This is a genomic window from Paenarthrobacter sp. NCHU4564 (assembly GCF_052156435.1).
GTDB lineage: Bacteria > Actinomycetota > Actinomycetes > Actinomycetales > Micrococcaceae > Arthrobacter.
The window spans coordinates 83,403-110,318 of record NZ_JBQLIS010000001.1 but is presented as its reverse complement, the minus strand read 5'-3'; the positions used below and the strand labels follow the sequence as shown (position 1 = coordinate 110,318).

The window sequence follows — 26,916 nt, the reverse complement described above, 5'->3', positions numbered from 1 at the left end:
GCCGCGGAGGCGTGAAGATTCGGAAACATTGGCGATTTTTGCGGACATTGGCCCGTGCCCGGCCACGGTATGATATTTGAGGCCACCAGCAGTTCGCGCGCCCGCGGTCCCACGTCGGAGTCCCGGATGGCAACTGCTGCGAGAACCCCAGAGCATAGAACAGAGTGACTGCCGCCGTGAGCACAACTGATACGCACCTCAACGCGTCCCCGGCCCGGGGAAGCATCGGATTCTCCCGTAAGTTCAAGGCGTATCTCGCACTCACCAAACCCCGCGTCATCGAACTGCTCCTGGTCAGCACGCTGCCCACCATGATTTTCGCGCAGCGCGGCTTCCCCTCCCTGGGACTCATCCTGGCCACGCTGGTGGGCGGCGCCTTCGCCGCCGGCAGCGCCGGTGTCTTCAACTGCTACATCGACCGTGACATCGACAAACTGATGCACCGGACGGAAAAGCGCCCCCTTGTTACAGGAGAGGTGACCCCCCGTGAGGCCCTGGTCTTCGCGTGGGTGCTTGGCGCTGCTTCGATTGCCATTCTTTGGTTCGGGGCCAACCCGCTCTCTGCATGGCTGGGCCTGGGTGCGATCGTGTTCTACGTGGTCATTTACACCATGATCCTTAAGCGCCGTACGGCCCAGAACATTGTCTGGGGAGGCGCTGCAGGCTGCTTTCCTGTCCTGATCGCCTGGGCCGCCGTTACCAATACCGTGGAGTGGCCGGCCATTGTCCTCTTCATGGTCATCTTCCTCTGGACACCACCGCATTACTGGCCCCTGTCCATGCGGTACGGCGAAGACTACCGCAACGCCAACGTGCCCATGCTGGGGGCGATCGCCGGCGCAAAGGTCGTTTCCGTCCAGGTCGTCCTCTACGCGTGGGCCATGGTCGCGTGTTCCCTCCTGATGATTCCGGTCGGCGGTGCCGGCTGGGTTTATACAGTGGCTGCCGTTGCCGCCGGCGCCTGGTTCCTCTACGAGAGCCACGCACTGTATAAGCGGGCACAGGGCGGTGACGTCTCCAACAAGGGAGCCATGAAGGTCTTCCACGGTTCCATCAGCTACCTGACGCTTCTCTTTATTGCCCTGGCCGTGGATCCGTTCGTCGGTTCGCCGCTGATTGGCGGCTAAGGAGCGCAGCCTCCAAGAGTTAAAGCCCGACGCCGGCACCCACCTGGGTGCCGGCGTCGGGCTTTTTCATCACCTGCCCAAGGCTCCCGCAGCGGTGAGTCCGAGGTTGGCCGATACGCGGCGTCCCGGCCCGGGGATCCTAAGGTGACGCGGATGAGCTGGGCGGCGTGGCCCTGCCTACGTGGCCGGGCTCGCCTTTGCCAGGTCTGCAGCATTGGTGGCCGCGCTCATAAGCAGTGCCGCACCCAGCATGTGCGCTCCCACCAGCAGCGCCGGAATTCCGTTGTAGTACTGAGTGAAGCCGATGATCGCCTGAAGCACCGTAACTGCCAGCATCAGGTAGGCGGCCGTGCGGAAGGGGCCGCCGATTTTGTGCCGGAAGACCAGGTAGACCGCAAAGAACGAACCTGCGGTGATGAGGTAGGCGGGGATGGCGTGGATGTGCGAGAAGAGGTCCCAGTCAAGGTTGTTCCGGGGCGCGTCCGCGTCACCGGCGTGGGGACCCGCACCGGTCACCACCACCCCCAGCATCACGGCAATGGCGGAAAACACAGCAACGGCCATCATGACCGGGCGGGCTGCACCCGGAAGGGACGGCAGGGAGCGGTTCATGAAACGCCCCGTGCGCCCGAACGCGCGGTTGACCAAAAGCGTCGCAAAGACCACCAGGGCCATGGAGACCAGGAAGTGGAGCCCCACCACCCACGGGTTGAGGCCGGAGAGTACGGTGATCCCGCCGATCACTGCCTGTGCCGGGATGCTGGCCAGCAGACCCAGGGCAAGCAGGAACAGATCACGGCGTTCCTTGCGCAAGTTCCACAAGTACACCAGCATGAGGGCTGCCACCGCTGCCAAGGCAAAGGTCAGGAGCCGGTTGCCGAACTCGATGAAACCATGGATGCCCATCTCCGGAGTGTTGACCAGGGAGTCGTCGGTGCAGCGTGGCCAGGTGGGGCAACCCAGGCCGGATGCTGTGAGGCGAACGGCCCCACCGGTGACCACGAGGACTGTCTGCCCAATCAGGGAAAGAACGGCCAGTCGCCTGATGGCGCGGTTGACCTCCGTCGGCAACTTGGATGCCAGCCGCTGGACGGTTTTCGGAAGGCGGGACGCCGTGCTCACAATTTCTCAGTCCTCAGTTCGTCTTAATCGATCAGTTCCACTTGAACCAGCGGATGGCCGCAGCCCCTGCAAGCAGCGTCCAGAGCAGAAGTACCAGGACACCGGCCAACGGTACGGTGCCTGTCAGGAATACGTCGCGCAATGCCTGCCCAAGCGCGCCTGAGGGGAGGAAATGCACAAGGCCTTGGACCGCACCCGGCAGTCTTTCGGCAGGCACCACGATTCCGCCCAGGGCCCCCAGCAAAATCCACAGGAGATTGGTGATGGCAAGGGTGGCCTCGGGCCGGACCGTGCCGGCCACCAGGAGGCCGAGCGCGGTGAAAGCTGCGGCTCCGAGGATCAGGAGTGCCAAACCCGGGAGCCAGGCTTCCGGCTTGGGCTGCCACCCGAGCATGGCTGCGACCACTGCCACCACCACTACCTGAAGCAACAGGACGGCAAGCACTGCCAGGATCTTTCCGGCAATAAGGCCGCCCCGTCCCAGGGGCGTGGTGGAAAGGAACCGGAGAACGCCGTAGCGGCGGTCGAATCCGGTGGCAATGCCCTGGCCCGTGAACGCCGTTGACATCGCGCAAAGGGCAAGGATGCCGGGCGTCGCCACGTCCACCCTTGAACCTCCCAGACCATCCAACAGGGGGGTAACAGTCAGGCCGACGAGCGCAAGAAGGGGAAGGACCACCGCCAGGATCAACTGTTCGCCGTTCCTCAGCATGGTGATGGTCTCGTAGCGTCCCTGCTGCACGATCCGCTTCGCCAGGGAAGCCGGACCGGCGTTCGCCGTCAAGAGTTTGCTCATCGGAGGTCCCTTCCGGAGATATCCAGGAAGACATCCTCAAGGCTCCTGGCCTCAAGGCGCAAAGATGCCGGCAGGATGTCCCTTTCGGCCCACCATGCCGTCAGGGCTGCCAGGTCCTTGGGAGTGATGGGTCCGGACACGGAATAGCTGCCCGCCCGGGTTTCGCTGACCTGCACGCCGGGCGTGAGCACAGCGGAAAAATCGAGTCCCGGCGGGGCATCAAACACCAGGGTCCTGTCCGTAATGTCCGTTGAATGGTCGTGGCGCAGGAGTTCGGCCACTGTGCCCTCGGCGACGTTATGGCCGCCGTCGATGATGTAAACGTAGTCGGCCAGGCGCTCGGCGTCATCCATGAGATGGGTGGTGAGCACGATTCCCATGCCGGCATCGCGGAGTTCGGCGATCAGGTCGAAAACCATCTGGCGGGATTGAGGATCCAGGCCTGCACTGGGTTCGTCGAGGAACAGGATCTCGGGATTGCCGACCAGTGCCGCTGCCAGGGCGAGCCGCTGTTTCTGCCCACCGGACAGGCGGCGCACCGAGGTCCTGCTGAACTGGTTGATGCCCAGCCGGTCCATGAGGACGTCGACATCCATGGGGTTGCGGTACATGCCGGCTACGTGCCGAAGGAGTGGAACAGGACGGGCCGACGGCGGGAGTCCGCCGTCCTGGAGCATCACGCCGACGCGGGACCTCAGTTCCGCACCCGCCGAATCGGGATCCTCGCCGAGGAGGGAGATGGATCCGCCGGTTCGCTTCTGCAGCCCTTGTGCGCACTCCAACGTGGTGGTCTTGCCGGCGCCGTTGGCACCGAGCAGCGCGGTGATCTGTCCACGTTCCGCAATCAGGGAAAGGCCGCTGACAACCCTGAGCATTTTACCGTCGAGGGAAGCCAGGGGACCTACGTCCTTTATGAGGCCTTCAATGGTGAGGGCCGGGGAATCGGGGGATCGCACCACAGTATTCTACGGGAAGTAGTACGGTCACACTGTGCGGGCAGGTGAGGTCAGTCTTGCCTTACTGGAGGCATGAAACAAATTACGACATGATTGTGTTGTGTATTCCATGAGCAGTCCACTTCCCATGCCTTCCAAGCGGCATGCTGCAGCGGCAGAGGCCCTGGCGGCCTCGCCTGCCCTGCCGGACGCCGAGGACCGCACGCGTGACCGCGTCCTTGGAGCCGTCCTCGAAAACGGTCCCGTCAGCGCGGCTGAACTCGGTGACCTCCTGGGTTTCACCCCGGCCGCCGTACGCCGCCACTTGGACCACCTCGAGAGAACCGGAGTCATCGAGGTCAAACGCGTGGCAAAAGCCGGCGGAGGTGCGGGGCGGCCCGCGCGCCGGTACGTCCTTAGTTCACAGGGCCAGTCCAAGCTGGGGGATGACTACTTCAACATAGCCCGGTCCGCACTGCGCCGCCTCCAGGATATTGCCGGAGAAGAGTCGGTCCGCCAGTACGCGGAAGAGCGGTTCACCGAACTGGAACGGCGCTATGCCCCGGAGGTGGAGGCGGCCGGAGAGGACATCACCGCGCGCGCCATGGCACTGTCCAAGGCCCTCAACCGCGACGGCTACGTTTCCTCTGCCCAATCCATTGAGGCCAAGGCCCCTCTCCCGGCTGAGTTCTCCAGCGTCCAGCTCTGCCAGGGGCACTGTCCCATCCAGCAGCTGGCAGCAGAGTTCCCGGTGTTCTGTGAAACCGAAACCAAAGTCTTTTCCCGACTGGTGGGTGTCGATGTCCGGCGCCTTTCCACCCTGGCGCAAGGCGGTCACGTCTGCACCACCCACATACCTACCGGGCGGCTGGCCGCAACGGTGCCCCCAGGCGCCGCAGCACCGGCCGGCAACCCGTACCAGGAATCAAACAACCAGCAAGAAAGGCCGTGATGACGGGTCAATTAGCTGAAGGAACAGCAGAGAAGGCAGTCGCTGACGGCACTGTGATCTCGGAGATTCTGGAGAAGAATCCCGAGCTCCACGGTATCGGCAACTACGAGTACGGCTGGGCCGACAAAAACGACGTTGGAGCGAACGCCCGTCGTGGCCTGGACGAAGAAGTTGTCCGCGACATCTCCCAGAAGAAGAACGAGCCCGAATGGATGCTCGACCTCCGCCTCAAGGGCCTGAAGTACTTCGACCGCAAGCCAATGCCTACCTGGGGTGCAGACCTCTCGGGCATCGACTTCGACAACATCAAGTACTTCGTCCGCTCCACCGAGAAGCAGGCCGCCACGTGGGAGGACCTGCCCGAGGACATCCGCAACACCTATGAAAAGCTGGGCATTCCGGAAGCCGAGCGCAACCGCCTGGTTGCCGGTGTGGCCGCCCAGTACGAGTCCGAGGTCGTCTACCACCAGATCCGCGAGGACCTCGAAGCCCAGGGCGTTGTCTTCCTCGACACCGATACCGCGCTGCGTGAGCACCCGGAGATCTTCCAGGAGTACTTCGGCACGGTCATCCCGGTGGGTGACAACAAGTTCGCGTCGCTGAACACGGCAGTGTGGTCCGGTGGTTCCTTCGTCTACGTGCCCAAGGGCGTCCACGTCGAGATTCCCCTCCAGGCCTACTTCCGCATCAACACGGAAAACATGGGCCAGTTCGAGCGCACGCTGATCATCGCCGATGAAGACTCGTATGTTCACTACATCGAAGGCTGCACGGCTCCGATCTACACCTCGGACTCCCTCCACTCGGCCGTCGTCGAGATCGTGGTCAAGAAGGGCGCCCGCGTCCGCTACACCACCATCCAGAACTGGTCCAACAACGTCTACAACCTGGTGACCAAGCGCGCGATCTGCGAAGAAGGCGCCACCATGGAATGGATCGATGGCAACATCGGCTCCAAGGTGACCATGAAGTACCCGGCCGTCTACCTCGTGGGCGAGCACGCCAAGGGTGAAACGCTCTCCATCGCTTTTGCCGGCGAGGGCCAGCACCAGGACACCGGTTCCAAGATGGTGCACATTGCACCCAACACCAAGAGCTCCATCATCTCCAAGTCCGTGGCCCGTGGCGGCGGCCGCGCGGCCTACCGCGGTTTGGTCCAGGTTCGTGAAGGGGCCAAGCATTCGGCCAACACGGTCCGTTGTGATGCCCTGCTGGTGGATACGATTTCCCGCTCGGATACCTACCCGTACATCGACATCCGCGAGGACGACGTCGTACTGGGACACGAGGCGACTGTTTCCCGCGTCAGCGAAGAGCAGCTCTTCTATCTGATGTCCCGCGGCATGCCGGAGGACGAGGCCATGGCCATGATCGTGCGCGGCTTTATCGAGCCGATTGCCCGCGAGCTTCCCATGGAATACGCCCTTGAGCTGAACCGCTTGATTGAACTTCAGATGGAAGGATCCGTCGGTTAACAATGACTGATATCACTACTGAGAAGGCACGCATCGGCGCGCCTTCGGCACAGCCCTTTATCGACGGCTTCACGGAAGAAGGCGAGAACCTCTCGCCCATCAACGCAGCAGGCACGACGGCGGAGCAGCCGTCCGCGGGCCCGCTCGCGGGCGCTTCGGCCAAGGGCCATTCGCACGGTGGCGGCGTAGGCGTTCCGGACAGCTCGCGGGCCGGCCGCCTCACCTCGTACGAGCTCGAGGACTTCAATGCCCTCACCGGCCTGGAAGAAGACTGGCGCTTTACGCCGCTGCGCCGCCTCCGCGGCCTGCACACCGATATCCTCGACGGCGCCGCTCCGGCTGTTTCCGTGGCCGCGCCGGAAGGCGTAGCTGTGGAGACCGTGGGCCGTGACGATGTCAGGATCGGTTCAGCCGGTATTCCGGAAGACCGTGTCTCGGCCAACGCCTGGGCCAACTTCAAGGAAGCCACCGTCATCACTGTGCCCGCGGAAACGTCCGTGGAGCCGGAGATCACGGTCACGCTCGCAGGTACCGGCGCTGAAGCTTCGGCCCAGCATGTGGTTGTCGTGGCACAGAAGTTCTCCAAGGCCGTCCTGGTTCTTTCCCACGAGGGTTCCGCCGTGGTCTCCGAGAACGTGGAGATCGTACTTGAGGACGGTGCGGAACTGACCGTCGTCTCCCTGCAGGAATGGAACGACGACTCCGTCCACGCTTCCTCCCAGCAGGCCAGGATCGGACGCGACGCCAAATTCAAGCACATCACCGTGAGCCTGGGCGGGGACCTCGTACGAGTAACCCCCACTGCCCGGTTTGCGGCTCCCGGCGGTGAAGCCGAGCTCTTCGGCCTGTACTTCGCCGACGCCGGCCAGCACCTTGAGCACCGTACTTTCGTTGACCACGCACAGCCCAACTGCGTATCCAACGTTCTCTACAAGGGTGCCCTTCAGGGTAAGGGCGCGCACACTGTGTGGGTTGGCGATGTCCTGATCCAGAAGCAGGCCGAAGGAACCGACAGCTACGAGAAGAACCAGAACCTGGTGCTGACCGACGGCTGCCGCGCTGACTCCGTCCCCAACCTGGAAATCGAGACAGGCCTCATCGAGGGTGCAGGCCACGCAAGCGCCACCGGACGCTTTGATGACGAGCACCTGTTCTACCTCATGGCCCGCGGCATCCCCGAAGACGTAGCCCGCAGGCTCGTCGTCCGGGGCTTCCTCAACGAGATCATCCAGAAGATCAAGGTTCCCGCCATTGAGGAGCGCCTGACCGAAGCCGTCGAGCGCGAACTCGAAGCAACGGACAACTAGCCACAGGCGGTCAGGACAACCATGAGTGAACAACCCAAGGGTGAGCTGGTGTGCAGCGCCAACGACATCAAAGTGAAGCAGGCGCTGCGCATCCTCATCGATGACTACCCGGTAGCCATCGTGAGGGACTCAATGGGCGAAATCCATGCGATCGGGGACACCTGTTCCCATGCGGATATCTCCCTGTCCGAGGGCGAAGTTGAAGGTTGCGCCATTGAGTGCTGGGGCCACGGTTCCCAGTTCGATCTGCGCAGCGGCCAGCCGCTCCAGTTGCCTGCCTATGACCCCGTCCCCGTTTTCGCTGTCGCCGTGGATGGCGACGACGTCTACGTGGACGTGACCAACGTTGTGAACGGCGCCCCGGTTAACAACTACTGAGCGCCGAGTCCTCCAGACTTACGAACGGAAAGAAAGAACAGCATGTCTACTCTTGAGATCAAGGACCTGCACGTCAGCATCGAGACGGAGCAGGGCACCAAGGAGATCCTGAAGGGCGTCAGCCTGACGATCAAGACCGGTGAAACCCACGCGATCATGGGCCCGAACGGCTCCGGCAAATCCACTCTTGCCTCCACCATCGCCGGACACCCCCGCTACACGGTGACCAGCGGCAGCATCACCCTTGACGGCGAAGACGTCCTGGAGATGAGCGTCGACGAACGCGCCCGTGCAGGCGTCTTCCTTGCCATGCAGTACCCGGTAGAGGTTCCGGGCGTGACCATGACCAACTTCCTGCGGACTGCCAAGACCGCCATCGATGGCGAGGCTCCGGCCCTCCGTACCTGGACGAAGGACGTCAAGGCAGCCATGCAGCAGCTGCGCATCGACGCCGACTTTGCACAGCGCAACGTCAACGAGGGCTTCTCCGGTGGTGAGAAGAAGCGCGTGGAGATCCTGCAGCTGGAACTCTTCAAGCCGAAGTTTGCCGTCCTGGACGAGACCGACTCCGGCCTGGACGTCGACGCCCTCAAGGTTGTTTCCGAAGGCGTCAACCGGGCGCACGCCCAGGGCAACATGGGCACACTGCTTATCACGCACTACACCCGGATCCTCCGCTACATCAAGCCGGACTTCGTTCACGTGTTCGTCGACGGCAAGGTCGTGGAAGAAGGCGGCCCTGAGCTCGCCGACCGTCTTGAAGAAGAGGGCTACGACCGCTACGCCGCCGGTGCCGGCGTCGCCGTTGCTCCTGCCGCCCAGGCCTAGTTAGGATCGTTCCATGACCGAAATCAACGCGGCGCGTACCAGCCTTGAGGACGTCGAGGAGGCGCTCAAGGACGTCATCGACCCCGAACTCGGTGTCAACGTGGTGGACCTTGGCCTGCTGTACGGCCTGAAGTACTCGGACGAGGACGGTGCCCTGCTGATCGACATGACGCTGACCACTGCGGCTTGTCCGCTGACGGACGTCCTGGAAGAACAGGTCGGCAAGTCCTTGGACGGCATCGTGGACGACTGGCGCCTCAACTGGGTCTGGATGCCGCCATGGGGTCCGGAGCGGATCACTGACGATGGCAAGGACCAGATGAGGGCCCTCGGCTTCAACATCTGAGCAGGAATCACGCTCCGCTGCAGCGGATTAAAAGGGTCCCGGGCAATATGCCCGGGACCCTTTCCTTTACCCGTTCGCAGGCTCTTCTCACGGAATCCATGAGGGCGTATTATGCCGCCATCTGAGGCGCGGTCCTGACTCCTTCGGCCCCCTGATCCGGGGAGTGGCGGTGCCTGCTGCTGGGGAGTGGCCGCTTACTGCGCAACAGTGCAGGTATATCACTACACGCAGATCAGAGGCACCCCCATGAGAAGAAGAATGGCCGTTATTCCCAGTGCAATAGCCATCGTTGCAGTGGGACTCCTGGCACCGCCGGCATCCTCGGCACCGCCCGCCGGCAGCCAGCTATCCGGAGCGATCTTCACCACCGACGGATCCGGAGTACCTGTGAACCTCAACATCTATGAGGCCAAGGAAGACGTGTACCTCAACGGCGGCCCGGGCATCAACGCCCCCGATAACGCGGCGGGCCTTCCAGCCGGTGACTACTACTTCCAGGTCACGGACCCATCAGGAAAGACGCTGTTGTCCTCTGACGCCATCGAGTGCCGGCGTTTCACGGTGAATGCTTCCGGAGTCATTGAAGATGTCGTAGCGGCAGGAGGCTGTGAACACGCCACCGGTGCAGACGGTGAGGACGGCGGGGCGACGGTCCAGTTGTTCCCCTACGCCGATACACCCAACAACGGCGGCGTCTACAAGGTGTGGGTGACACCGGTGGAACGCTATGACTGTTCGGCACCAGGCAACAAGTACTGCTTCGTTCCGCGCTACAGCAAAGTCGACAACTTCAAGGTCCGGAATCCGTTGATTGTTGAAATCGACGTCCGGTTCTTCAAGAACGGCGTGGCCTTGGACGGCTATGCGGCCGAATGGACCGACACCAACGGTGCGCACAACATCAAGTTCTCCGAATGGAACCCTGATGTTCTTGCCTACCACGAGGCACACTTCGAGGCGACCGAACAGGGAACCCACTCCATCAAGGTTTCCGGTCAGCCTGGCTGTGGCCTCGGAGCCGTGGTGGGCCCGGACGGCGCGCTGGCGAAGATCAAAGGCAGCAGCGCCACGGTGTCCGTGACCGTTGCGGACCACAATGAAGGCGACTACACGTACCGCGTGGACGTCACCTGCAAGTAACCACCCACCAGCGGCCCGGCGGGTTCAACCGTCGGGCCGCTGGCGTGCAACGGACCAAAAGCCTAGGGGACAGCCACCCCGAACGTGTCGCATTTGTTGATGTCACCTGTGGAATAGCCCTGGTAGAACCACTTTTGCCGCTGTTCACTGGAGCCGTGTGTCCAGGACTCGGGGGAGACCCTTCCGGTGGCTGCTTCCTGGATTCGGTCGTCGCCTACCGCGGAGGCTGCCGACAACGCGTCCTGCAGGTCCTGCTCCGTCAGGGGATCAAGGAACGGTTTCCCGGTGGCAGGATCGGGCTGGGTTGTCGCATGGCGGACCCACAGGCCGGCATAGCAATCAGCCTGGAGTTCCACACGGACCGCACCGGACTGCGGCCCTTGTGGATCCTGCTGTGCCTGGCCGAGTGTCCCCAGGATGTTCTGCACATGGTGGCCAAATTCGTGGGCCACCACATATTCCTGGGCGAGGGGCCCGCCTGAGGACCCGAAGCGGCTCACCAGTTCGTCGAAAAAGCCGGGGTCAAAGTAGGCGGTGGTGTCTGCCGGGCAATAGAACGGGCCGACGGCACTGGTGGCAGAGCCGCATCCGGTATTGGTCGCCTGGCTGAAGATGACGGTCTCCGGGCGGGGGTACTGCACGTTGTAGTCGGCAAGGTAGTCGGGCCAGAAGGCGTTGAGGCTGTTCACCGTGCCGAGGATGCGGCAGTCGAGCCGCTTGTCGGCGTCAGCGCCTGTCTTGCATTCCTGCACGCCACCAGTGCCTGCTCCACCCTCGACGGCGGGTGGTTGCCCGCCGCCGGTCAGGTCGCCGAGGATGTTCGGATTGACGCCCAGCAGTACCAGCAGCAGTGCCACGATGCCGCCGCCGATTCCGCCGCCGATCTTGGTTCCGCGGCCCAGGCCGCCGCCACGCCTGTCCTGTACCTGGGATGGGTCGAGCTGTGCGCCGTCGTTGAAACTCATACAGTCAGAATAGACGTCACTTTTGGTGACCGGTGCGGGACACTGCCGTAAAATCGGGTGGATGCCTTTCCTGGACAAACTTCACCTCTGGGCCGCTGAGCACCCGCACGACACCGCCGTCGTCGTGGGACGCCGGCGCCTCACCTGGGCACAGCTCCACCACGCTGCAACGGCCCGGCTCCATGATGCTGCCGCAACCACGATCCTCGCGGAGTCGAATTCAACAGGTTTCATCGAACGCTATGCTGCCGCAGTGGCGGGGGAGCGCCGTTGCGCCGTCCTGGATCCGCACTGGCCTTCGGCCATGATCGACGAGGTGTCGTCGCGGATCACACAGCCGGAGATTGCTGCCGTTGATGCATTAAGGGACGGCGATCCGGCCACCACGTTCCTGGTTGGCCTTACCTCCGGAACCACGTCCGTCCCCAAGGCTTTCACGCGCTCACGCCGCTCGTGGCAGATTTCCTTCGAAGCGTCCATCGAGTTTTTTGGGCTGATGCAGGATGACCGCACCCTGGCGCCGGGTCCTTTGTCGGCCTCGCTGAACCTCTACGCCTTGTCCGAATGCCTTTTCGCCGGGGCGTCCTTCCATACCCTGGAGAGTTTCGATGTGGGCGATGCCCATGCAGCCATCAGCCATGACGGCATCACGCGGCTGGTCGTGGCGCCCACCATGCTTCGCCTGTTGAGCGAGCGGGGCCTGGCCGGCGATGTGGATGCCTCCGGTATCCGCAGCATCATCTGTGCAGGCTCCAAACTCGATGGCCGGACTTTGGAGGCGGCGCGGCGCTGGGCACCCAACGCCGCGATCTTCGAGTATTACGGTGCCTCGGAGTTGAGCTTCGTCTCCGGCACCCGTTTGGCGGCAGGCGAGCCACTGGATCCCGGTGGCACAGGAATCGGACGCCCTTTCCCCGGCGTCGAGCTCAGCATCCTGGATGATGAAGGGAGACATGTTCCGGAGGGTGACCACGGCAACATCAGCGTTCGGAGCGGCATGGTGAGCGATGGCTATCTGTGGGGCGACGACGGTCACGCGCTGCGCTGCCTGGACGGCTGGTACACCGTGGGCGACCAAGGGTACGTGGACGACGGCGTCCTGCACATCCTGGGCCGCAAGTCGGACATGATCGTGACGTCGGGGAAGAACGTCTACCCTCACGAGGTTGAGCTGGCCCTTGGATCTGTTCCGGGCGTGGAGACTGCCGTCGCTGCCGGCGCCCCTGATGACATCCGCGGCCAGAGGGTCGTTGCAGGCGTCCTTCCCGCCTATGGTGCCGTGACCGCGACCCAACTCCGCACGGGCCTCGACGGCCTGCTCGCGAGGGACAAGTGGCCTTTGCAGTACTTCGTCCTGTCCGAGATCCCCATGACCGACCGGGGCAAGATCAGCCGCAAGGTGATGTTGGACTGGATCAAGAACCACGACCCACGGGCACAAATCCTTGGGTAGCCTTCCTGGCGACGCCTCCGGGGTGGACGAGTCCCGGCAGCCGGTCATCATCGCAGCACTCCGGTCGCCGATCTGCCGCGCCAACGGACAAGTGAAGCACCTTGGTGCCCATGACCTTCTGGCTCCGGTCCTGGCTGCCCTGCTGCGTGAAGCGCACCTCCATCCGGAGGAAGTGGACGATGTCATTATGGGCAACGCCGTGGGCGGGGGAGGCAACGTGGCCCGCTATGCCGCGCTCCAGGCGGGGATGCCAGTATCGGTCCCGGGAGTCACCGTGGACCGACAGTGCGGATCGGGCTTGGACGCCATAGCACTGGCTTCGCGAATGGTCGGGGCCGGTGGCGATCCTGTTTACCTGGCTGGCGGCGTGGAAAGCATCAGTACCGCCCCGGCCAGGGCCCGCAGGAACGACGACGGCGGGCTGGACTTCTACAGTCGGGCGACCTTCGTACCGCCCGGCTTTGGCGACCCGGACATGGGTGTGGCCGCCGAGAACGTGGCGCGCTCTTTCGGTGTCGGCAGGGAACGCCAGGATGCGTTCGCCCTGCGCAGCCACCAGCGGGCCTTGGCGGCTGCCGCTGCCGGGACGTTCTCCGCGGAGATCGTCCCCCTGGATACCGGGGGCGGAATCGTGTCCGGGGACGATGGTCCGCGTCCGTCGCTCAAAGCTGCACTCATGGAGCGGTTTCCTCCCGCTTTCGTCACCGGGGGAACTGTCACCGCAGGAAACTCGTGCTTCGACGCGGACGCAGCTTCCGCCGTCGTTATTACCTCCCTGGCGCGCGCCCGCTCACTGGGGGCCAAGGACGGCCTGTTGGTGCGGGGTTGCGACACCGCAGGTGTTGACCCGGAACTTTTGGGGATCGGGGCGGCCTACGCCGCCGCCCGGTTGCTCACAGAGCATGGCCTGGAGCCCGCACTGGTGGACCTGGTCGAATTCAACGAGGCGTTCGCCTCCCAGACCATCGCCTGCCTGGAACATCTTGGGATCGACCCTTCGCTCGCCAACCGTGACGGCGGGGCCCTGGCTCTTGGACACGCCTATGGCGCTTCCGGTGCCGTGCTGGTCACGAGGCTGCTGGCCCAGTCGCGGGTCCGCTACAAGGAAGCCGGAGCCACGCCGCTGTCGCTGGCCATGATCAGCATTGCCGGGGGCATGGGTACCGCCGCCCTCCTGCAGTATGTGAGGCTCTAGACTACTCGTCGCTGTCCCCGGCCTCGCCCAGGCCCCTTGCTGCCAGCGCGTCACCGGTTTGCCGGGCGTAGGCCACCGTGGTGATGAAGACCGGAAGAACCAGTGCCCGGGGATTGCGTTCCAGCCCCCGAGCGCGGGCGGCATCACGGACATCCGAGAAGGCGCCTGCAATGAAGGGAATGCTCCGGAGCATGATCGCGATCGTCAACGCGAAACGCTCGGGGTCGGCGCCCCAGCGACGGAAAGGCCTGGCCAGTGACACCACCCCGTCCAGGAGCTTCTGAACGGGAGTCGTTGCTGTCAGGACCGATGCTGCGACCACACAAACAAGGACGTTCACAACGATTCGCGCAGCAATGGGACCGCCCAGCTGCCACCACTGGAACAGCCCTATCGCCGCCAGAATTGGTGCCACCGTCCGGATGACCCGCCACAGGCGGCTGAGGCCGGCTCCTGTCAGCAGGAACAAAGCGCACATCAGGCAGAAGACAACCAGGGACACCACCCAGTCAACAATCAGGAATGACGCGGTGCCGCAGGCAGCCACCAGCAGGAACTTCGCCCACAGCGGGGTACGGTGGACGAAGGAATCGCCCCTGACATAGTCCGCGATAAGTACGGCCTTGCCCCTCATGACTGCACTTCCGCTGCGCACAGCTCCCGGTAGCAGGCAATACCGTCGCGGGCGGCCCCGTCGAACAGGATCCGGCCGGCGTCCACCACCAGGACCCGGTCCATGTCGGCTGCGAGTTCAAGGTCGTGGGTCGACATGATGACCTGCTGATCCAACCCCGCCACTGAGCGCCTGAGCAGCTCGCGGTTGCGGAGATCCAACAGTGTGGACGGTTCGTCAAGGACCAGCACTTTCGGGTCGACGGCGAGCACCGCCGCCAACGCCAACAATTGGCGCTCGCCCCCGGAAAGCTCGTAGATGCTCTGGTCCGCAAGCCGCAGCAGACCGAACCTGTCGAGTACAGACTCGGCCCGCACGGCACGTTCGCGGCCGTTCTTCACGGAGCGCCGCAGGGACAATTCAACGTCCTCGCGCCCGGTCGGCATGACCAGTTGGGACAGAGGGTCCGTAAAGACAAAGCCAACGTTGCTGCGAACCTTCCGGACCGCTGTAACGGTGTCTTCACCGTGGACCAGCACTTTGCCCTCGGTAGGCTCCACCAGCCCGTTGATGAGCCGCAGCACGGTCGACTTCCCCGAGCCGTTGGCGCCTATGACCCCGATGCGTTGCTCGGTCAGGTCGAGGGAGACATCCTGCAGGAGCGTCTTGGGGGCATCCGTGCCATCAACGGTTACCCGCACCGTGACAGCGTCGAAGCTGATGGAATCCATAAGGTGGCAGCCTACTTGACCCGCCGGACCAGCAGGTCCGGGAACGCCTTGTGAAGGGCGATCGCGATGACTACAGCCAGGATGTTCTTGAGGATGTCACCCGGGTAGAAGGGCAAATCGGCAAGGAATGCTTTGGTGAGGTCAAGTTTGGCGTTCACCATCATGCCCAGGACACCCAGCCCGTGGATAACGACGATGCTGCTGGCCATGGTCGCCGCAAAAAGCAGGAGAGCCCGGTTCTTCCGGGATTTCCGGATAATCCATGCGGCAAGAAAACCGGTAGCTGCAGCCGCAATGGGGAACGCGATGATGTAACCGGCGGAAGGTGTGGCGAGGATCCCCAGCCCGCTGCGCCCGCCACTGAAGATCGGCAGACCTGCCAGGCCCAGGAGTACATAGAGTCCGACGGCGGCGAACCCCCTTCCGGGACCGAGCACCAAGCCGCTGAGCATCACGGTGAGGGTCACCAGCGTGATCGGCACGCCCAGGGCACCCACCGGAATGCCCGGAACAATAGAAGATGCGGCGACGAGCGCCGCAAAAACGGCGATCAGGCCGAGGTCGGTGGCGGTCCAGCGTTTGCGGGGTGCAGTGCGCTGTGCCGAAGCGGAAGTGGTCTGGCTCACGGGAAGTCCTCTCAGGAAAAGCTGGGTGCTGTGATGCGGTGTTCCCCCTGGAATTCGAGAATACGCAGGCCCCGGTACGCCGTTTTTGGAGCCTCTCCACAAACGGATCGCGGGTTCCTTGGTGGGGGGCCCACGAGCGCGGCCGCGGGCACCGGTTCGGCGGCTCCCCGGGCTGCCGGTAGACTTGGACAGGCCGTTCCCACGGCTTCTCCGCAGCGCCCCCAATATATTCCGGACGTTGCCGGCTCTTCCTTCGAAAGGCATCACCCGAATTGATTACCGTCCAGGACCTCGAACTCCGTGCCGGCGCCCGCCTGCTGATGGATCAGGTTAACTTCCGGGTGGACAAGGGCGACAAAATTGGGCTGGTAGGCCGCAACGGCGCTGGAAAGACCACTCTGACACGGGTCCTCGCCGGAGAAGGGCTTCCCGCGGGCGGAAAGGTAACCCGCAGCGGACAGATCGGCTACCTTCCCCAGGATCCCCGCACGCCGGACATGGAGCAGCTGGCCCGGGACCGTATCCTGTCAGCCCGCGGCCTGGACGTTGTGGTCGGCAAGCTGAAGAAGGCTCAGGCCGAGATGTCCAGTGGTGACGAGTCCGTGCAGCGCAAGGCCATGAACCGATACGACCGGCTTGAGGCCGAGTTCCTTGCCGGTGGTGGCTACGCTGCCGAGGCAGAGGCAGCAGCCATCTCCTCCAATCTGGCTCTGCCGGAACGCATCCTTAACCAGCCACTGAAGACGCTCTCGGGCGGCCAGCGTCGCCGCGTGGAACTGGCCCGCATCCTGTACTCGTCAGCTGAAACACTCCTGCTTGACGAGCCCACCAACCACCTCGATGCCGACTCGATCGCCTGGCTGAGGGACTTCCTCAAGAACCACCAGGGCGGCCTGATCGTCATCAGCCACGACGTCGAACTGCTCGAAGCGACAGTCAACAAGGTGTACCACCTCGATGCCAACCGTGCGCAGATCGACTACTACAACATGGGGTGGAAGCGCTACCTGCTGCAGCGCGAAACTGATGAGCGTGCACGCCGGCGCGAGCGTGCCAATGCAGAGAAGAAGGCGCAGGTCCTCATGGACCAGGCCAACAAGATGCGGGCCAAGGCCACCAAGGCCGTGGCCGCCCAGAACATGGCCAAGCGTGCCGAGAGGCTGCTGGGCGGACTTGAGGCTGTCCGCGAGAATGACCGCGTGGCCGCTTTGCGGTTCCCCGAGCCCTCACCCTGCGGCAAGACTCCCTTGACCGCAGAAGGACTGAGCAAGTCATACGGTTCGCTGGAAATCTTCACCGACGTCGACTTGGCCATCGACCGTGGTTCCCGGGTGGTCATCCTCGGCCTCAACGGCGCAGGCAAGACCACCCTCTTGCGAATGCTTGCCGGCGTCGACGCCCCGGACACCGGGGAGATTGTGCCCGGACACGGCCTCAAAGTGGGCTACTACGCCCAGGAGCACGAGACGCTGGACCACGACCGGACCGTCCTGGAAAACATGCGCTCTTCCGCACCCGACATGAAGGACTCGGAGGTACGGGGCATCCTCGGTTCGTTCCTCTTCTCCGGCGACGACGTCGACAAACCCGCAGGCGTCCTCTCCGGTGGCGAGAAGACCAGGCTCGCTTTGGCCACGATCGTCGCTTCAAGCGCCAACGTGCTTCTCCTCGATGAACCCACCAACAACCTCGATCCCGCCAGCCGCGCGGAGATCCTCGGCGCCCTGAAGAATTACGCGGGCGCCGTGGTCATGGTCAGCCACGACGAAGGCGCGGTGGCAGCGCTGAACCCGGAGCGCGTGGTGCTGCTTCCGGATGGCGTGGAGGACCTTTGGAACGAGGACTACCTGGACCTGATCACCCTCGCGTGATGAAGCTACCGTACGCGGAGTTCTTCAGCTGCCGTGATGCGGAGCAGCTCCCCATAGGTGATGGAGAACATCGAATTGTGGTCGCCGGCTCCGGCCCACAGCAAGGGGTGCCGTTTCAAGGAATCGTCCAGGATGGTGCGGATTTTGTGGGGGTGGCCGACCGGCGCTACGCCCCCTACTTCCTGGCCTGTGTGCTCCACAACGAACTCAGCTGTGGCTCGGCGGACCTTGCCCAGGCCGAGCTGCCGTGAGACAAGGCCGGTGTCCACCTTTGCAGCACCACTGGCCAGAATCAGCAGCGGAGCACCGCCCACCTCAAAAACCAGGCTGTTGGTGACGGCGGCGACGTCGCACCCGAGGACTGCCGCGGCAGCCGCTGCTGTCGGTACTTTCTCCTGGAAGATGCGGACGGTATCGCCGGCACCGGAGGCTGTCAGCGCCGCTTTGACAGAGAGGACTGCGGGCATGGTTTCAGTAGCCTTGGGCATCCAGGATTGCGTCTTCCTCTTCTTCGGATGTGCGGCGCTTACTCTTGCGTGGCGCAGGTGCACGGCGCTTGGTTGAACCCGCTGCCGCTATGGTTGTGTCGTCTTCCTCGTCCTCGGCATCGATGGCTGCGTTGCGCGCCTGTTGTCGGGCGGCATACCCAAAACCAACAAACATCAGCACGCCGAAAGCGAACCACTGCAGCGAGTACGACAAGTGGGTGCCTTCCTCCGTGGCCGGTTTCGGGAACGGAGCAGGCATCGGCTGGACGGCAGGTGTTTCGCTGGCCAGCTGTCCGTAAGCCCCGGTGGCAACCGGATATGGCAGTTCTTCCGCAAATCCGGGAAGGTCGATGGACGCCAACTGCCCCTCCACTGCGCCACGGTCGAGCCGGGGTTCCGACGGCTTGAGGCGGGCCACGATGGTGACCTCTCCAGCAGGCGGCGACGGCACGACGTCGGGCCTTCCCGGGGTGTTGTTGCCAATCGGGAGCCAGCCACGGTCGATCACTACAGCTTCCCCGGTGGTCATTCGGAAGGGAACCACCACGTCGTAACCCGGCTGGCCGTTCAATGGACGGTTTCGGACCACGCGCTGCCCATCGGGATCGTACGTGCCCCGCATTTCAACCTGCGTCCACTCGCGTTCGGGATCCAAGTGGGTGAATTGGTCCTTGACCTGCGGGAACGGCACCGGCGTGGCGGAGTAATTACTGACCACACGGTTGATCTCGGCCAGCGTTTCAGCCCTGCGGTCCATTTGCCAACGCCCCAGGAACACACAGGCCGTGGCAAAGATGACGGCCAGCACGAAATAACCCAGCCACTTGCTGGAGAACAGGAAACGGTACATTCAGTGCGCCCCGCCTACGGTGGTGGCGTCACTGGCCTCAAACGGCAGGGTTTCCTTCCACAGGCCGCGGGTTTGCAGGTATTCTTCGAGCCATTCCCGGTGTTCTGCGCACGACAACCACACCTTTCGCCGATCCGGAGTGTGGATCCTGGGGTTGTTCCACAGCAGTTGCCAGCGTGCGGCTTCGCGGCAGCCTTTCCGGGAGCAGATGTCCGGCCCCGGGGCCTGTTCTGCCTGGCCGCCCGGTCCGGAGCTGCCCAAGGTGAAGATGTTCATGAAGCCGCCCGTTCGTCGCCGGGTTCCCCGGCCTTCGGTGGTGGTTGGTGGGTGTCTGCCTGAGGGGTGGCGGGCTCGTCGTCCACCAATTCTCCTTGGAGGACCGTGACCTCTTCCTCGGCCGGAGGCTCTTCCGCCTCGCGGTCGGAGCCTTCGATTTCGGCGACCGGGACGTAGTCCAGCAGTGACTCACTGTGGTCCTCCGCTTTATCACTGCCGTTGGCTATGACCACCGCTACCCAGGGGAGGAAGACGGCCCCGGCCACAGCGATGATTTTGAACCAGCCGTCAACGACGAAGATCAGGACAATGCACACCATGCGGATGCCCATGGCCACCGCATACTTGATCATGCGCTCCCGCATGTCCTCCGAGTGGGCGGCCGCAGCATCGGTGATGCTATGGATTTCCGCATCGCCGGAAACGGCGTCCGGATCCCCGGGCACCTGCTGCAAGGGACTGTTCTTTCGTGTCACAGCTGAATCATCACGCTCCAAAGGCTTCTTCCAATTCTCTCACCAAGGTGGTAGCCGCCAAAACCGGCCGGAGCCGGCTACCCGCGGGTCGGCCGGCAACACCGCTAAGATCGAGGCAGGAAAATCCCTTTCTCGTCCCAGCGGCACAGCCATGCCGCAGAACCTGGAGCGTAAGCATGTCTGAAACAGCACCCACCGGCCGCAGCGTCCTGATCACCGGCGGAAACCGCGGCATCGGCCTCGCCATCGCGGAGTCCTTCCTCGCCAACGGCGACAAGGTGGCTGTGACCTACCGGAGCGAGTCGACGCTGCCGGAGGGTGTCCTCGGTGTCAAGGCCGATGTCACCGACGAAGCCTCCATTGACGCGGCCTTCAAAGTGGTCGAGGAAGCGCACGGTCCCGTGGAAGTCCTGGTGGCCAACGCCGGCATCACCAAGGACACGCTCCTGCTCCGGATGAGCGAAGACGACTTCACGTCCGTGCTGGACACGAACCTGACGGGCGCTTTCCGCGTCATCAAGCGCGCCTCCAAGGGCATGATCCGCCTCCGGAAAGGCCGCGTAGTCCTCATCTCCTCCGTTTCCGGCCTGTACGGTGCTCCGGGCCAGATCAACTACTCCGCTTCCAAGGCCGGCATGGTGGGCATCGCCCGGTCTCTGACCCGCGAACTCGGCAGCCGCGGAATTACGGCCAATGTGGTCGCTCCAGGTTTCATCAACACGGACATGACAGCCGAGCTGCCGGAGGAAACCCAGAAGTCCTACCTGGCCAATGTTCCGGCCGGACGCTTTGCCGAGGCTTCTGAAGTTGCCAATGTCGTGCGGTGGGTGGCCAGCGATGAAGCTGCGTACATCTCCGGTGCCGTGATCCCTGTGGACGGCGGCCTGGGAATGGGCCACTAGGCCCTGGTTCTTGCTTGACCCGTCACATTTTGTAGACGGGCAACAACCGCTTTCGTCGGATGCGCTGGCATGATGGAAGCCAGGCCTTCAGTTTTTTGGATGATTTAAACAAGAGGAGCAGAATGGGAACGCTGGATAACAAGACGGCGATCGTCACGGGGTCGTCCCGCGGGATCGGTGCCGAGGTCGCCAAGATCCTGGCAGGTGAGGGTGCCGCCGTCGTCGTTAATTACCGCCAGAAGGCCCCCCGGGCCAACAAGGTTGTTTCCGAAATCCAGGCTGCCGGCGGACGCGCAGTAGCCGTGGGCGCCGATTTGACCACCGAGGAGGGTGTCCACACCCTCGCCAGCACTGCGATGGAGGAATTCGGATCCCTCGACGTTCTGGTGCTGAATGCCTCGGGTGGCATGGAGTCCGGCATGGAAGAGGGGTACGCCCTCAAGCTCAACCGCGACGCCCAGATCAACATGCTCAACGCGGCCGTGCCGGTGATGCAGGAAGGCTCCCGCGTCGTTTTCGTGACCAGCCACCAGGCGCACTTCATTGACTCCGTGGCCACCATGCCTGAGTACGAGCCTGTGGCCAGGAGCAAGCGCGCAGGCGAGGACGCACTCCGTGCCCTCCTTCCCAACCTCGCGGATAAGGGTATTTCGCTGGTGGTGGTGTCAGGCGACATGATCGAGGGCACGGTCACCGCAACCCTGCTTGACCGGTCCAACCCCGGGGCCATCGAAGCCCGCCGGGCTGAAGCGGGCAAGTTGTACTCGGTAGAGGAGTTCGCCGCCGAGGTGGCCAAGATGGTCACTGCGGACGTTGAGTCCGGTCACACCGAATACGTAGGTGGCGCCGACTACTTCGGCAAGGCCGGGCAGTAGCCCACCACCAAACTCACAACGGTCCGGGACTTGGGTCCCGGGCCGTTTTTGTATCCCTTCGTAGTTGGATGACATTTCCATAAAGTTATTCTTTTTCACGTCATAAAATATCGAAAGTTGTTTTGAAGAAAGCGATTTGGCAAGATCCTTCTTTTTCTGGTTGACTCAGGAAGTCGCCCATGCCACCGCTTGAAATGGATGGTCCGGCGGTAATTCATGAGTTGCGGACCCAATGCGGGAAAGCATTACTGTGAACCAGGAGCTTCTTTGGACCTGCTATTGCACGCTGATGACATTCACGCATCCTACGATCAACGCCGGATTCTCAAAGGAGTCGGTTTTTCGCTGCATAGAGGTGAAATCCTGGGACTTATCGGGACCAATGGAGCCGGCAAAAGCACGCTGATGGGCGTACTCGCCGGTTCCCATCAACACAGCAGCGGACGGATGACCCTGGCAGGGGAGGTCTATGGTCCCGATACCATCGATGAAGCCCAAGCCTGCGGCGTTGGCCTCATACCGCAGAACTTCAGGCTCAATCCGGAACTCACTGTCGCGGAAGCTATTTTCCGCGGAACTTTCCAGGGTGCCAAGCCTCATGCCGACCTTCGCGGGCAAGCCAGTGCCCTCCTGGCGGACGTTGGCGTAGACCTGGATCCCGACACAAAAGTCGGCGGACTGATACGAGCTGAACAGACGCTCGTGGAAGTACTGAGAATGGTCGCCGAAGAGGCACAGCTGGTGATCATGGACGAGGTCGCTGCCTCGCTGCCGGACCACGACGTTGCCGTGCTGCATAAGGTCCTTCGCATGCTCATCAGCCAAGGCCGGGCCATTATTTACATCACGCACCGGCTGGACGAGGTACGGTCAATAGCCCACCGCATCGCCGTCCTGCGTGACGGCAGGGTCCACAGGGTCCTGGACGCGAGCCAGACGAATGAAGACGAACTGGCCTTCCTGCTGCTGCAGGAAAAGCCCGAGGGCAATTCACGCCCTGGAGAACCGGCAGCGGGGGACGAGGCGCTCAGGGTGGCCAATCTTCGAGTGGGTGACCGGGTACGGGATGTGACGTTCAGCGTTGCAAAAGGCGAGATCTTCGGGTTGGTGGGTACCCATCGGTCCGGAATCTACGCCCTGGTGGAGGCTCTTGTCGGCCTGCACCCCAGCACTTCCGGACGCATCTTCGTACGTGGCGTGGAAGCCGCGATCCGCAATCATCAGGATGCCCGCGATCTCGGGATCGGCTTCCTCTCCGACACCACGGACAACTTCGCACCGGAGACCAGCAGCATCGTCGACGGACTGCATCACGCAGCAGATCCGGCGGCCGTCAGCCTGCAGGATGAAGTGATGCAACTGCGGGGCGTGATCGAGCTTGTTCGGCGGATGCGGATCAACACCACCAATATCCACTGCACCATGGCCACGTTGTCCGGGGGCGACCGGCAGAAGGTCCAGTTGGCCAAATGGATGACCACTGATTGCGACATCCTGGTGCTGAGCCACCCCAGCCGTGGAATCGACATCGGGGCCAAGGAAATCGTCTACAGGATGCTCCATGAACTCACCCAGACCGGTGTTGCGGTCATCCTCTTGTCATCGGACCTGTCCGAGCTCGTCGGTTGGTGCCACCGTATCGGTGTCATGCGCGACGGTGAGCTGGTTTCCATCGAAGCGAATGCCAATACCAATGAGGATGTCCTGGTGCATCACATGCTCGGCGACAAATTTCAGGAACCACGCGGGGAGGCCCGCCGGCTCAAGGGGCAACCAACGTAAAACCTGCCCAACTGAAAAGGGGGTGCCCGCTTCATGCGGGCACCCCCTTTGGCTGTTCGGCTGGTGTCAGATGGTGATCCCCTTGGCGAGGTTCTTGAGCTTGTGCCGGGCCAGTGCCAGGTTGGCGTAGGTCCTGTCCAGGACAAGGTAGACAAAGAGGCCCTTTGAACCTGCCGAGTTCAGCACGTTAATGAGGTGGTACTGCGTATCCAGGGTGATCAGCACGTCCTCGATATCACTGTTCAATCCCAGCTCTGCCATAGTCCGGAGCTTGGCGCTGACAACATTCGAGTTGCCGGCAGCCGCTACGCCCAGGTCGAAGCCCGGACTTCCTCCCTGGGCCAGGGCCATGCCACTCGTGTAGTCCACGATGGCTGCGCCGGTAGCGCCTTCGATGGACAGGAGCTGTTTGACCGCTTCATCAAGAGAACTCATGATGTCTTCTTCCTTTTCATGATGGTCAGTGACGGTAATAGTCATTGATTCGCGGCCGATGGTGGTATCCACCCCCGGTTCGGACACTGCTCCGTGGTCAACACTGAGTAATTGCTGGAGTGAGCTGGGTAGCGCATCCTGGTATTCCGACGGGTTTTCATCCGGCGCAGGAACCTCGGATCGTTTCCACCATTTCCACGAACGCTCGGAAATGCTCACTTTTGACCTTGCACCTTTACAGTCGACTGCCACGTACCAAAGAACGAACCGTTGGGGGAATCACTGCAGGACACGCAGGATCATCGGCCAGTTACATAGTTAAGTGGCTGCAAACCCAATTCATGACGGAGTTTGATCGACCTATTCAGGCTCAGACGTTCGCGATATGGCGCACTGCGTCCAGGTACGGCATGTTGATGGCGGCGTCAGCAACTTCACGCACTGCTGGTTTCGCGTTGAACGCTACTCCGATTCCGGCCGCACCCAGCATGTCGAGGTCATTGGCGCCGTCGCCGACTGCGATCGTGTGGTCGAGGTCGATTCCTTCGGCCGCTGCCCATTCCCTGAGGTACTTTTCCTTGGCCGCCCGGTCGATGACCGCACCGAGCACCTTGCCTGTCAGCGCGCCGTCGACGATTTCCAGTTCGTTGGCAATCCAATAGTCCAGGCCCAGCTCTTCGGCGATCGGCCCCAGGATCTGGTTGAACCCGCCGGATACGACCGCCACTACGTGACCTGCGGCCTTGAACGCGGCCACGAGTTCTGCCGCGCCAAGGCTGAGGCGCACTTCCTGGCGTACGGAGTCGACGACGGCGGCCGGGAGGCCTGCGAGGACGGCGACCCGCGCGTGGAGGCTTTGGGCGAAGTCCAGTTCCCCTCGCATTGCTGCCTCGGTGACGGCTGCGACTTCTTCCCGTTTGCCCGCATAGGCGGCCAGCAGCTCAATGACTTCCTGTTGGATGAGCGTTGAATCGACGTCCATGATGAGGAGTTTGCGGGGAGCCTGCCGAAGGGCTTCTGGGACGATCGCGGTATCAACACCGGGAAGGCCGGCAGCAGCGATGGTGCGGCGCAGGGAGGCCAGGTCCTCCGCCGTCAGGGCAGCGGCGGCGAGCTGCGCGGTGTGGACTCCAAAACGGTCATCTCCGGAGTGTGATTCCGATGACACTGAGACGCCGGAGCCGGCCAGTACCTTGCGCAGATCTTCAAGGGATCCAGGGGACAAATTCACGCCATAGCTGACCGCAGCCACATTCGAAGTCATGGCGTCAATCCTATCGAGGCGGTTACCTGCACCCGAATCTGTTTCGCTGTGTCGACAGGCCGCGGCGCCGGTTATCAGTCACGTTCAGTTTTGTCCTAGTGTCTACTGCTATGAGTGATGTTCTGGAATTGGCTTCCGTCAGCGTTGTCCGAGGCAAGAAGACCCTGCTGGACAAGGTCGACTGGCAGGTCAATGAAGGCGAACGCTGGGTGATTCTTGGCCCTAACGGCGCCGGCAAGACCACACTTCTCCAGATCGCTGCCGCACGGCTGCACCCCTCCAGCGGCACAGCAGGAATCCTCGACGAGGTCCTTGGCAGGGTGGATGTCTTCGAACTTCGTCCGCGCATCGGCCTGTCTTCGGCAGCCCTGGCCAACCAGATCCCCGAACACGAGAACGTCCTCAACGTGGTTGTCACAGCTGCTTACGGCGTCACCGGCCGTTGGCGCGAGGGCTACGAGCGCGACGACGAACGCCGGGCTTTTGGTCTGCTGAACGAATGGGGGATGGGTCCGCTTCTCAACCGGACCTTCGCCACACTGTCCGAAGGTGAGCGCAAGCGGGTACAGATTGCCCGCGCCCTCATGACGGACCCCGAGCTCCTTCTCCTGGACGAACCGGCTGCCGGTTTGGACCTCGGAGGGCGCGAGGAACTGGTGCACAAACTGGGTGAACTCGCCAGTGATGAAGCAGCACCGGCCATGGTATTGGTGACGCACCACCTTGAAGAGGTGCCACCGGGATTCACGCACGCCATGCTGCTTCGGGAAGGCGAAGTGGTGGCCGCAGGGCCCATCAAGGAAGTGCTCACGGACGAACACCTCAGCACCACCTTCGGACTTTCCCTCGATGTCACCGAGAACGGTGGCCGGTACACGGCCACTGCCCGCCGCTAGGTACGGTCGAGCGTATTAACTGTGGAGATTCTTAGCAGCATCCTGGTCTTTTTCGCCGGACTCTGGGCAGGCACCATCAATGCCGTCGTCGGTTCCGGCACCCTGGTCACTTTCCCGGTCCTCATCGCCCTGGGCGTCGCACCTGTGGTGGCCTCCATGAGCAATGCGATGGGGCTGGTTGCCGGCACGGCCGCCGGCGCCTGGGGCTACCGGCGTGAACTTGCCGGCCGGGGCAGGCAGCTCATGAAGTTGATGCCCGCGTCCTTGTTGGGCGGCATCACGGGTGCCTGGCTGCTCCTGCACCTGCCGGAGCGGGTCTTCGCGTACGTTGCACCCGTGCTGTTGGTTGCAGCGCTTCTGATGGTCCTCTTCCAGCCGAAGCTTCAAGCCTGGATCCGGAACCGCGAACAGAATCCGGAACATGCCCTCAAAGACAAGAGCCACGGAATCCTCCTGGTGGTCCTCATTTTCCTCGCCGGCATCTACGGCGGCTACTTCGTGGCTGCCCAGGGAATCCTGCTGGTAGGTATCCTCGGGGTGTTCCTGTCAGGAACCATGCAGAACGCGAACGCCATGAAGAACATCCTGACGTTGACGGTGAACATGGTTGCCGCAGTCTCCTACCTGATCTTCGCCTTCGACCGGATCAACTGGCTCGTGGTTCTGCTCATCGCCGTCAGCTCCACCATTGGCGGACTGGTTGGCTCCAAAGTGGGCCGCAAGCTCTCACCCAAGGTCCTCCGCGGTGTCATTTTCACGCTGGGCATCGTGGCCTTGGGCTTCATGATCGCCAACCTCCTGAAGTGACGGGT

General features: G+C 62.8%; 29 protein-coding genes. 16 read left to right on the top strand and 13 right to left on the bottom strand.

The window, feature by feature from the left end; genetic code table 11:
• The first annotated feature begins 164 nt into the window (after positions 1-164).
• A complete protein-coding gene (locus ACSVIE_RS00500; RefSeq protein ID WP_426002603.1) occupies positions 165-1,127 on the top strand; it encodes a heme o synthase in 963 nt (320 codons plus the stop codon).
• 177 nt (positions 1,128-1,304) lie between these two features.
• Here the strand turns inward: ACSVIE_RS00500 and ACSVIE_RS00495 are convergent, their stop codons facing one another.
• Genes ACSVIE_RS00495 through ACSVIE_RS00485 form a run of 3 tightly spaced genes read right to left on the bottom strand, consistent with a single transcriptional unit; the run spans position 1,305 to position 4,001 of the window.
• The gene (locus tag ACSVIE_RS00495; RefSeq protein ID WP_442422691.1) at positions 1,305-2,249 is read right to left on the bottom strand and encodes a COX15/CtaA family protein; all 945 of its coding nucleotides are present in this window, start codon (positions 2,247-2,249) and stop codon (positions 1,305-1,307) included.
• Between the two features lie 31 nt (positions 2,250-2,280).
• Entirely contained in the window at positions 2,281-3,045 is a 765-nt protein-coding gene (locus ACSVIE_RS00490) for an ABC transporter permease (RefSeq protein ID WP_442422690.1), read from the bottom strand.
• On the bottom strand, positions 3,042-4,001 hold the full coding sequence (locus ACSVIE_RS00485; RefSeq protein WP_442422689.1) for an ABC transporter ATP-binding protein: 960 nt from the start codon (positions 3,999-4,001) through the stop codon (positions 3,042-3,044). The genes ACSVIE_RS00490 and ACSVIE_RS00485 overlap by 4 nt, the downstream gene beginning before the upstream one ends.
• Positions 4,002-4,110: 109 nt before the next feature.
• On the opposite strand from ACSVIE_RS00485, the gene ACSVIE_RS00480 reads away from it, so the two are divergent.
• From ACSVIE_RS00480 to ACSVIE_RS00450, 7 genes are all read left to right on the top strand, one after another.
• A complete protein-coding gene (locus ACSVIE_RS00480) occupies positions 4,111-4,932 on the top strand; it encodes a helix-turn-helix transcriptional regulator (protein ID WP_442422688.1) in 822 nt (273 codons plus the stop codon).
• The gene (sufB, locus tag ACSVIE_RS00475) at positions 4,932-6,407 is read left to right on the top strand and encodes a Fe-S cluster assembly protein SufB (RefSeq protein WP_426002611.1); all 1,476 of its coding nucleotides are present in this window, start codon (positions 4,932-4,934) and stop codon (positions 6,405-6,407) included. The genes ACSVIE_RS00480 and sufB overlap by 1 nt, the downstream gene beginning before the upstream one ends.
• Positions 6,408-6,409: 2 nt before the next feature.
• The gene (gene sufD / locus ACSVIE_RS00470) at positions 6,410-7,714 is read left to right on the top strand and encodes a Fe-S cluster assembly protein SufD (protein ID WP_442422687.1); all 1,305 of its coding nucleotides are present in this window, start codon (positions 6,410-6,412) and stop codon (positions 7,712-7,714) included.
• Between the two features lie 21 nt (positions 7,715-7,735).
• Positions 7,736-8,092, top strand: a complete 357-nt coding sequence (locus tag ACSVIE_RS00465) for a non-heme iron oxygenase ferredoxin subunit (RefSeq protein ID WP_426002614.1) — start codon at positions 7,736-7,738, stop codon at positions 8,090-8,092.
• Positions 8,093-8,134: 42 nt separating this feature from the next.
• Positions 8,135-8,920 carry a Fe-S cluster assembly ATPase SufC gene (sufC, locus tag ACSVIE_RS00460; protein ID WP_426002616.1) on the top strand — a complete coding sequence of 262 codons (786 nt, stop codon included), beginning with the start codon at positions 8,135-8,137 and terminating at the stop codon, positions 8,918-8,920.
• A 13-nt stretch (positions 8,921-8,933) separates the two neighbouring features.
• Positions 8,934-9,266 (top strand): metal-sulfur cluster assembly factor, encoded by a 333-nt coding sequence (locus ACSVIE_RS00455; protein ID WP_021470428.1) that lies wholly within the window; start codon positions 8,934-8,936, stop codon positions 9,264-9,266.
• A 258-nt stretch (positions 9,267-9,524) separates the two neighbouring features.
• A complete protein-coding gene (locus ACSVIE_RS00450; RefSeq protein ID WP_442422686.1) occupies positions 9,525-10,406 on the top strand; it encodes a hypothetical protein in 882 nt (293 codons plus the stop codon).
• Positions 10,407-10,468: 62 nt separating this feature from the next.
• On the opposite strand, the gene ypfJ is transcribed toward ACSVIE_RS00450, so the two are convergent.
• The gene (gene ypfJ, locus ACSVIE_RS00445) at positions 10,469-11,371 is read right to left on the bottom strand and encodes a KPN_02809 family neutral zinc metallopeptidase (RefSeq protein WP_426002619.1); all 903 of its coding nucleotides are present in this window, start codon (positions 11,369-11,371) and stop codon (positions 10,469-10,471) included.
• A gap of 61 nt (positions 11,372-11,432) precedes the next feature.
• On the opposite strand from ypfJ, the gene ACSVIE_RS00440 reads away from it, so the two are divergent.
• Positions 11,433-12,824 carry a class I adenylate-forming enzyme family protein gene (locus ACSVIE_RS00440; protein ID WP_442422685.1) on the top strand — a complete coding sequence of 464 codons (1,392 nt, stop codon included), beginning with the start codon at positions 11,433-11,435 and terminating at the stop codon, positions 12,822-12,824.
• Positions 12,817-14,019 carry a thiolase family protein gene (locus ACSVIE_RS00435; RefSeq protein WP_442422684.1) on the top strand — a complete coding sequence of 401 codons (1,203 nt, stop codon included), beginning with the start codon at positions 12,817-12,819 and terminating at the stop codon, positions 14,017-14,019. The genes ACSVIE_RS00440 and ACSVIE_RS00435 overlap by 8 nt, the downstream gene beginning before the upstream one ends.
• Before the next feature lies 1 nt (position 14,020).
• Here the strand turns inward: ACSVIE_RS00435 and ACSVIE_RS00430 are convergent, their stop codons facing one another.
• The 3 genes from ACSVIE_RS00430 to ACSVIE_RS00420 are packed head-to-tail and all read right to left on the bottom strand — an operon-like array spanning position 14,021 to position 15,989.
• On the bottom strand, positions 14,021-14,653 hold the full coding sequence (locus ACSVIE_RS00430) for an energy-coupling factor transporter transmembrane component T family protein (protein WP_426002623.1): 633 nt from the start codon (positions 14,651-14,653) through the stop codon (positions 14,021-14,023).
• A complete protein-coding gene (locus tag ACSVIE_RS00425) occupies positions 14,650-15,363 on the bottom strand; it encodes an energy-coupling factor ABC transporter ATP-binding protein (RefSeq protein WP_442422683.1) in 714 nt (237 codons plus the stop codon). The genes ACSVIE_RS00430 and ACSVIE_RS00425 overlap by 4 nt, the downstream gene beginning before the upstream one ends.
• A gap of 11 nt (positions 15,364-15,374) precedes the next feature.
• Positions 15,375-15,989, bottom strand: coding sequence for a biotin transporter BioY (locus ACSVIE_RS00420; RefSeq protein WP_426002626.1), 615 nt, complete (start codon positions 15,987-15,989; stop codon positions 15,375-15,377).
• A gap of 272 nt (positions 15,990-16,261) precedes the next feature.
• On the opposite strand from ACSVIE_RS00420, the gene ACSVIE_RS00415 reads away from it, so the two are divergent.
• Entirely contained in the window at positions 16,262-17,860 is a 1,599-nt protein-coding gene (locus ACSVIE_RS00415) for an ABC-F family ATP-binding cassette domain-containing protein (protein ID WP_426002627.1), read from the top strand.
• 5 nt (positions 17,861-17,865) lie between these two features.
• Here ACSVIE_RS00415 and ACSVIE_RS00410 read toward each other — a convergent pair whose 3' ends face one another.
• Genes ACSVIE_RS00410 through ACSVIE_RS00395 form a run of 4 tightly spaced genes read right to left on the bottom strand, consistent with a single transcriptional unit; the run spans position 17,866 to position 19,971 of the window.
• A complete protein-coding gene (locus ACSVIE_RS00410) occupies positions 17,866-18,348 on the bottom strand; it encodes a YbaK/EbsC family protein (protein ID WP_442422682.1) in 483 nt (160 codons plus the stop codon).
• On the bottom strand, positions 18,332-19,198 hold the full coding sequence (locus ACSVIE_RS00405) for an SURF1 family cytochrome oxidase biogenesis protein (protein ID WP_442422681.1): 867 nt from the start codon (positions 19,196-19,198) through the stop codon (positions 18,332-18,334). The genes ACSVIE_RS00410 and ACSVIE_RS00405 overlap by 17 nt, the downstream gene beginning before the upstream one ends.
• Positions 19,199-19,474 (bottom strand): hypothetical protein, encoded by a 276-nt coding sequence (locus tag ACSVIE_RS00400; protein ID WP_426002631.1) that lies wholly within the window; start codon positions 19,472-19,474, stop codon positions 19,199-19,201.
• Positions 19,471-19,971: a DUF3099 domain-containing protein gene (locus ACSVIE_RS00395; RefSeq protein WP_442422680.1), complete on the bottom strand. Its 501-nt coding sequence runs from the start codon at positions 19,969-19,971 to the stop codon at positions 19,471-19,473. Before ACSVIE_RS00395 ends, ACSVIE_RS00400 begins: the two co-directional genes overlap by 4 nt.
• Positions 19,972-20,126: 155 nt before the next feature.
• Here ACSVIE_RS00395 and ACSVIE_RS00390 point away from each other — a divergent pair, with 155 nt between their 5' ends.
• The 3 genes from ACSVIE_RS00390 to ACSVIE_RS00380 all read left to right on the top strand — a co-directional run bounded on the left by ACSVIE_RS00390 (position 20,127) and on the right by ACSVIE_RS00380 (position 23,509).
• The gene (locus tag ACSVIE_RS00390) at positions 20,127-20,852 is read left to right on the top strand and encodes a beta-ketoacyl-ACP reductase (protein WP_426002634.1); all 726 of its coding nucleotides are present in this window, start codon (positions 20,127-20,129) and stop codon (positions 20,850-20,852) included.
• A gap of 122 nt (positions 20,853-20,974) precedes the next feature.
• Positions 20,975-21,727, top strand: a complete 753-nt coding sequence (locus tag ACSVIE_RS00385) for an SDR family oxidoreductase (protein ID WP_426002635.1) — start codon at positions 20,975-20,977, stop codon at positions 21,725-21,727.
• Positions 21,728-21,943: 216 nt separating this feature from the next.
• Positions 21,944-23,509, top strand: a complete 1,566-nt coding sequence (locus tag ACSVIE_RS00380) for a sugar ABC transporter ATP-binding protein (protein WP_442422679.1) — start codon at positions 21,944-21,946, stop codon at positions 23,507-23,509.
• Between the two features lie 66 nt (positions 23,510-23,575).
• Here ACSVIE_RS00380 and ACSVIE_RS00375 read toward each other — a convergent pair whose 3' ends face one another.
• Both ACSVIE_RS00375 and serB read right to left on the bottom strand, forming a co-directional pair.
• Positions 23,576-24,163: a hypothetical protein gene (locus ACSVIE_RS00375; RefSeq protein ID WP_442422678.1), complete on the bottom strand. Its 588-nt coding sequence runs from the start codon at positions 24,161-24,163 to the stop codon at positions 23,576-23,578.
• A 151-nt stretch (positions 24,164-24,314) separates the two neighbouring features.
• Positions 24,315-25,208: a phosphoserine phosphatase SerB gene (serB, locus tag ACSVIE_RS00370; RefSeq protein WP_426002640.1), complete on the bottom strand. Its 894-nt coding sequence runs from the start codon at positions 25,206-25,208 to the stop codon at positions 24,315-24,317.
• A 110-nt stretch (positions 25,209-25,318) separates the two neighbouring features.
• Between serB and ACSVIE_RS00365 the strand changes: the two genes are divergently transcribed.
• Together ACSVIE_RS00365 and ACSVIE_RS00360 are read left to right on the top strand one after the other, a co-directional pair.
• Positions 25,319-26,104: an ABC transporter ATP-binding protein gene (locus tag ACSVIE_RS00365; protein ID WP_442422677.1), complete on the top strand. Its 786-nt coding sequence runs from the start codon at positions 25,319-25,321 to the stop codon at positions 26,102-26,104.
• 21 nt (positions 26,105-26,125) lie between these two features.
• On the top strand, positions 26,126-26,911 hold the full coding sequence (locus ACSVIE_RS00360; RefSeq protein WP_442422676.1) for a sulfite exporter TauE/SafE family protein: 786 nt from the start codon (positions 26,126-26,128) through the stop codon (positions 26,909-26,911).
• Positions 26,912-26,916: the final 5 nt, after the last annotated feature.

What these genes read in the sequence shown, in the direction of transcription:
- ACSVIE_RS00490 (WP_442422690.1), bottom strand. Translation starts at nt 3,045, where the DNA reads ATGAGCAAACTCTTGACGGCGAACGCCGGTCCGGCTTCCCTGGCGAAG.
- ACSVIE_RS00480 (WP_442422688.1), top strand. Translation starts at nt 4,111, where the DNA reads ATGAGCAGTCCACTTCCCATGCCTTCCAAGCGGCATGCTGCAGCGGCA.
- sufB (WP_426002611.1), top strand. Translation starts at nt 4,932, where the DNA reads ATGACGGGTCAATTAGCTGAAGGAACAGCAGAGAAGGCAGTCGCTGAC.
- sufD (WP_442422687.1), top strand. Translation starts at nt 6,410, where the DNA reads ATGACTGATATCACTACTGAGAAGGCACGCATCGGCGCGCCTTCGGCA.
- ACSVIE_RS00465 (WP_426002614.1), top strand. Translation starts at nt 7,736, where the DNA reads ATGAGTGAACAACCCAAGGGTGAGCTGGTGTGCAGCGCCAACGACATC.
- sufC (WP_426002616.1), top strand. Translation starts at nt 8,135, where the DNA reads ATGTCTACTCTTGAGATCAAGGACCTGCACGTCAGCATCGAGACGGAG.
- ACSVIE_RS00455 (WP_021470428.1), top strand. Translation starts at nt 8,934, where the DNA reads ATGACCGAAATCAACGCGGCGCGTACCAGCCTTGAGGACGTCGAGGAG.
- ACSVIE_RS00450 (WP_442422686.1), top strand. Translation starts at nt 9,525, where the DNA reads ATGGCCGTTATTCCCAGTGCAATAGCCATCGTTGCAGTGGGACTCCTG.
- ypfJ (WP_426002619.1), bottom strand. Translation starts at nt 11,371, where the DNA reads ATGAGTTTCAACGACGGCGCACAGCTCGACCCATCCCAGGTACAGGAC.
- ACSVIE_RS00440 (WP_442422685.1), top strand. Translation starts at nt 11,433, where the DNA reads ATGCCTTTCCTGGACAAACTTCACCTCTGGGCCGCTGAGCACCCGCAC.
- ACSVIE_RS00430 (WP_426002623.1), bottom strand. Translation starts at nt 14,653, where the DNA reads ATGAGGGGCAAGGCCGTACTTATCGCGGACTATGTCAGGGGCGATTCC.
- ACSVIE_RS00425 (WP_442422683.1), bottom strand. Translation starts at nt 15,363, where the DNA reads ATGGATTCCATCAGCTTCGACGCTGTCACGGTGCGGGTAACCGTTGAT.
- ACSVIE_RS00410 (WP_442422682.1), bottom strand. Translation starts at nt 18,348, where the DNA reads ATGCCCAAGGCTACTGAAACCATGCCCGCAGTCCTCTCTGTCAAAGCG.
- ACSVIE_RS00405 (WP_442422681.1), bottom strand. Translation starts at nt 19,198, where the DNA reads ATGTACCGTTTCCTGTTCTCCAGCAAGTGGCTGGGTTATTTCGTGCTG.
- ACSVIE_RS00400 (WP_426002631.1), bottom strand. Translation starts at nt 19,474, where the DNA reads ATGAACATCTTCACCTTGGGCAGCTCCGGACCGGGCGGCCAGGCAGAA.
- ACSVIE_RS00390 (WP_426002634.1), top strand. Translation starts at nt 20,127, where the DNA reads ATGTCTGAAACAGCACCCACCGGCCGCAGCGTCCTGATCACCGGCGGA.
- ACSVIE_RS00385 (WP_426002635.1), top strand. Translation starts at nt 20,975, where the DNA reads ATGGGAACGCTGGATAACAAGACGGCGATCGTCACGGGGTCGTCCCGC.
- ACSVIE_RS00380 (WP_442422679.1), top strand. Translation starts at nt 21,944, where the DNA reads ATGAGTTGCGGACCCAATGCGGGAAAGCATTACTGTGAACCAGGAGCT.
- serB (WP_426002640.1), bottom strand. Translation starts at nt 25,208, where the DNA reads ATGACTTCGAATGTGGCTGCGGTCAGCTATGGCGTGAATTTGTCCCCT.
- ACSVIE_RS00365 (WP_442422677.1), top strand. Translation starts at nt 25,319, where the DNA reads ATGAGTGATGTTCTGGAATTGGCTTCCGTCAGCGTTGTCCGAGGCAAG.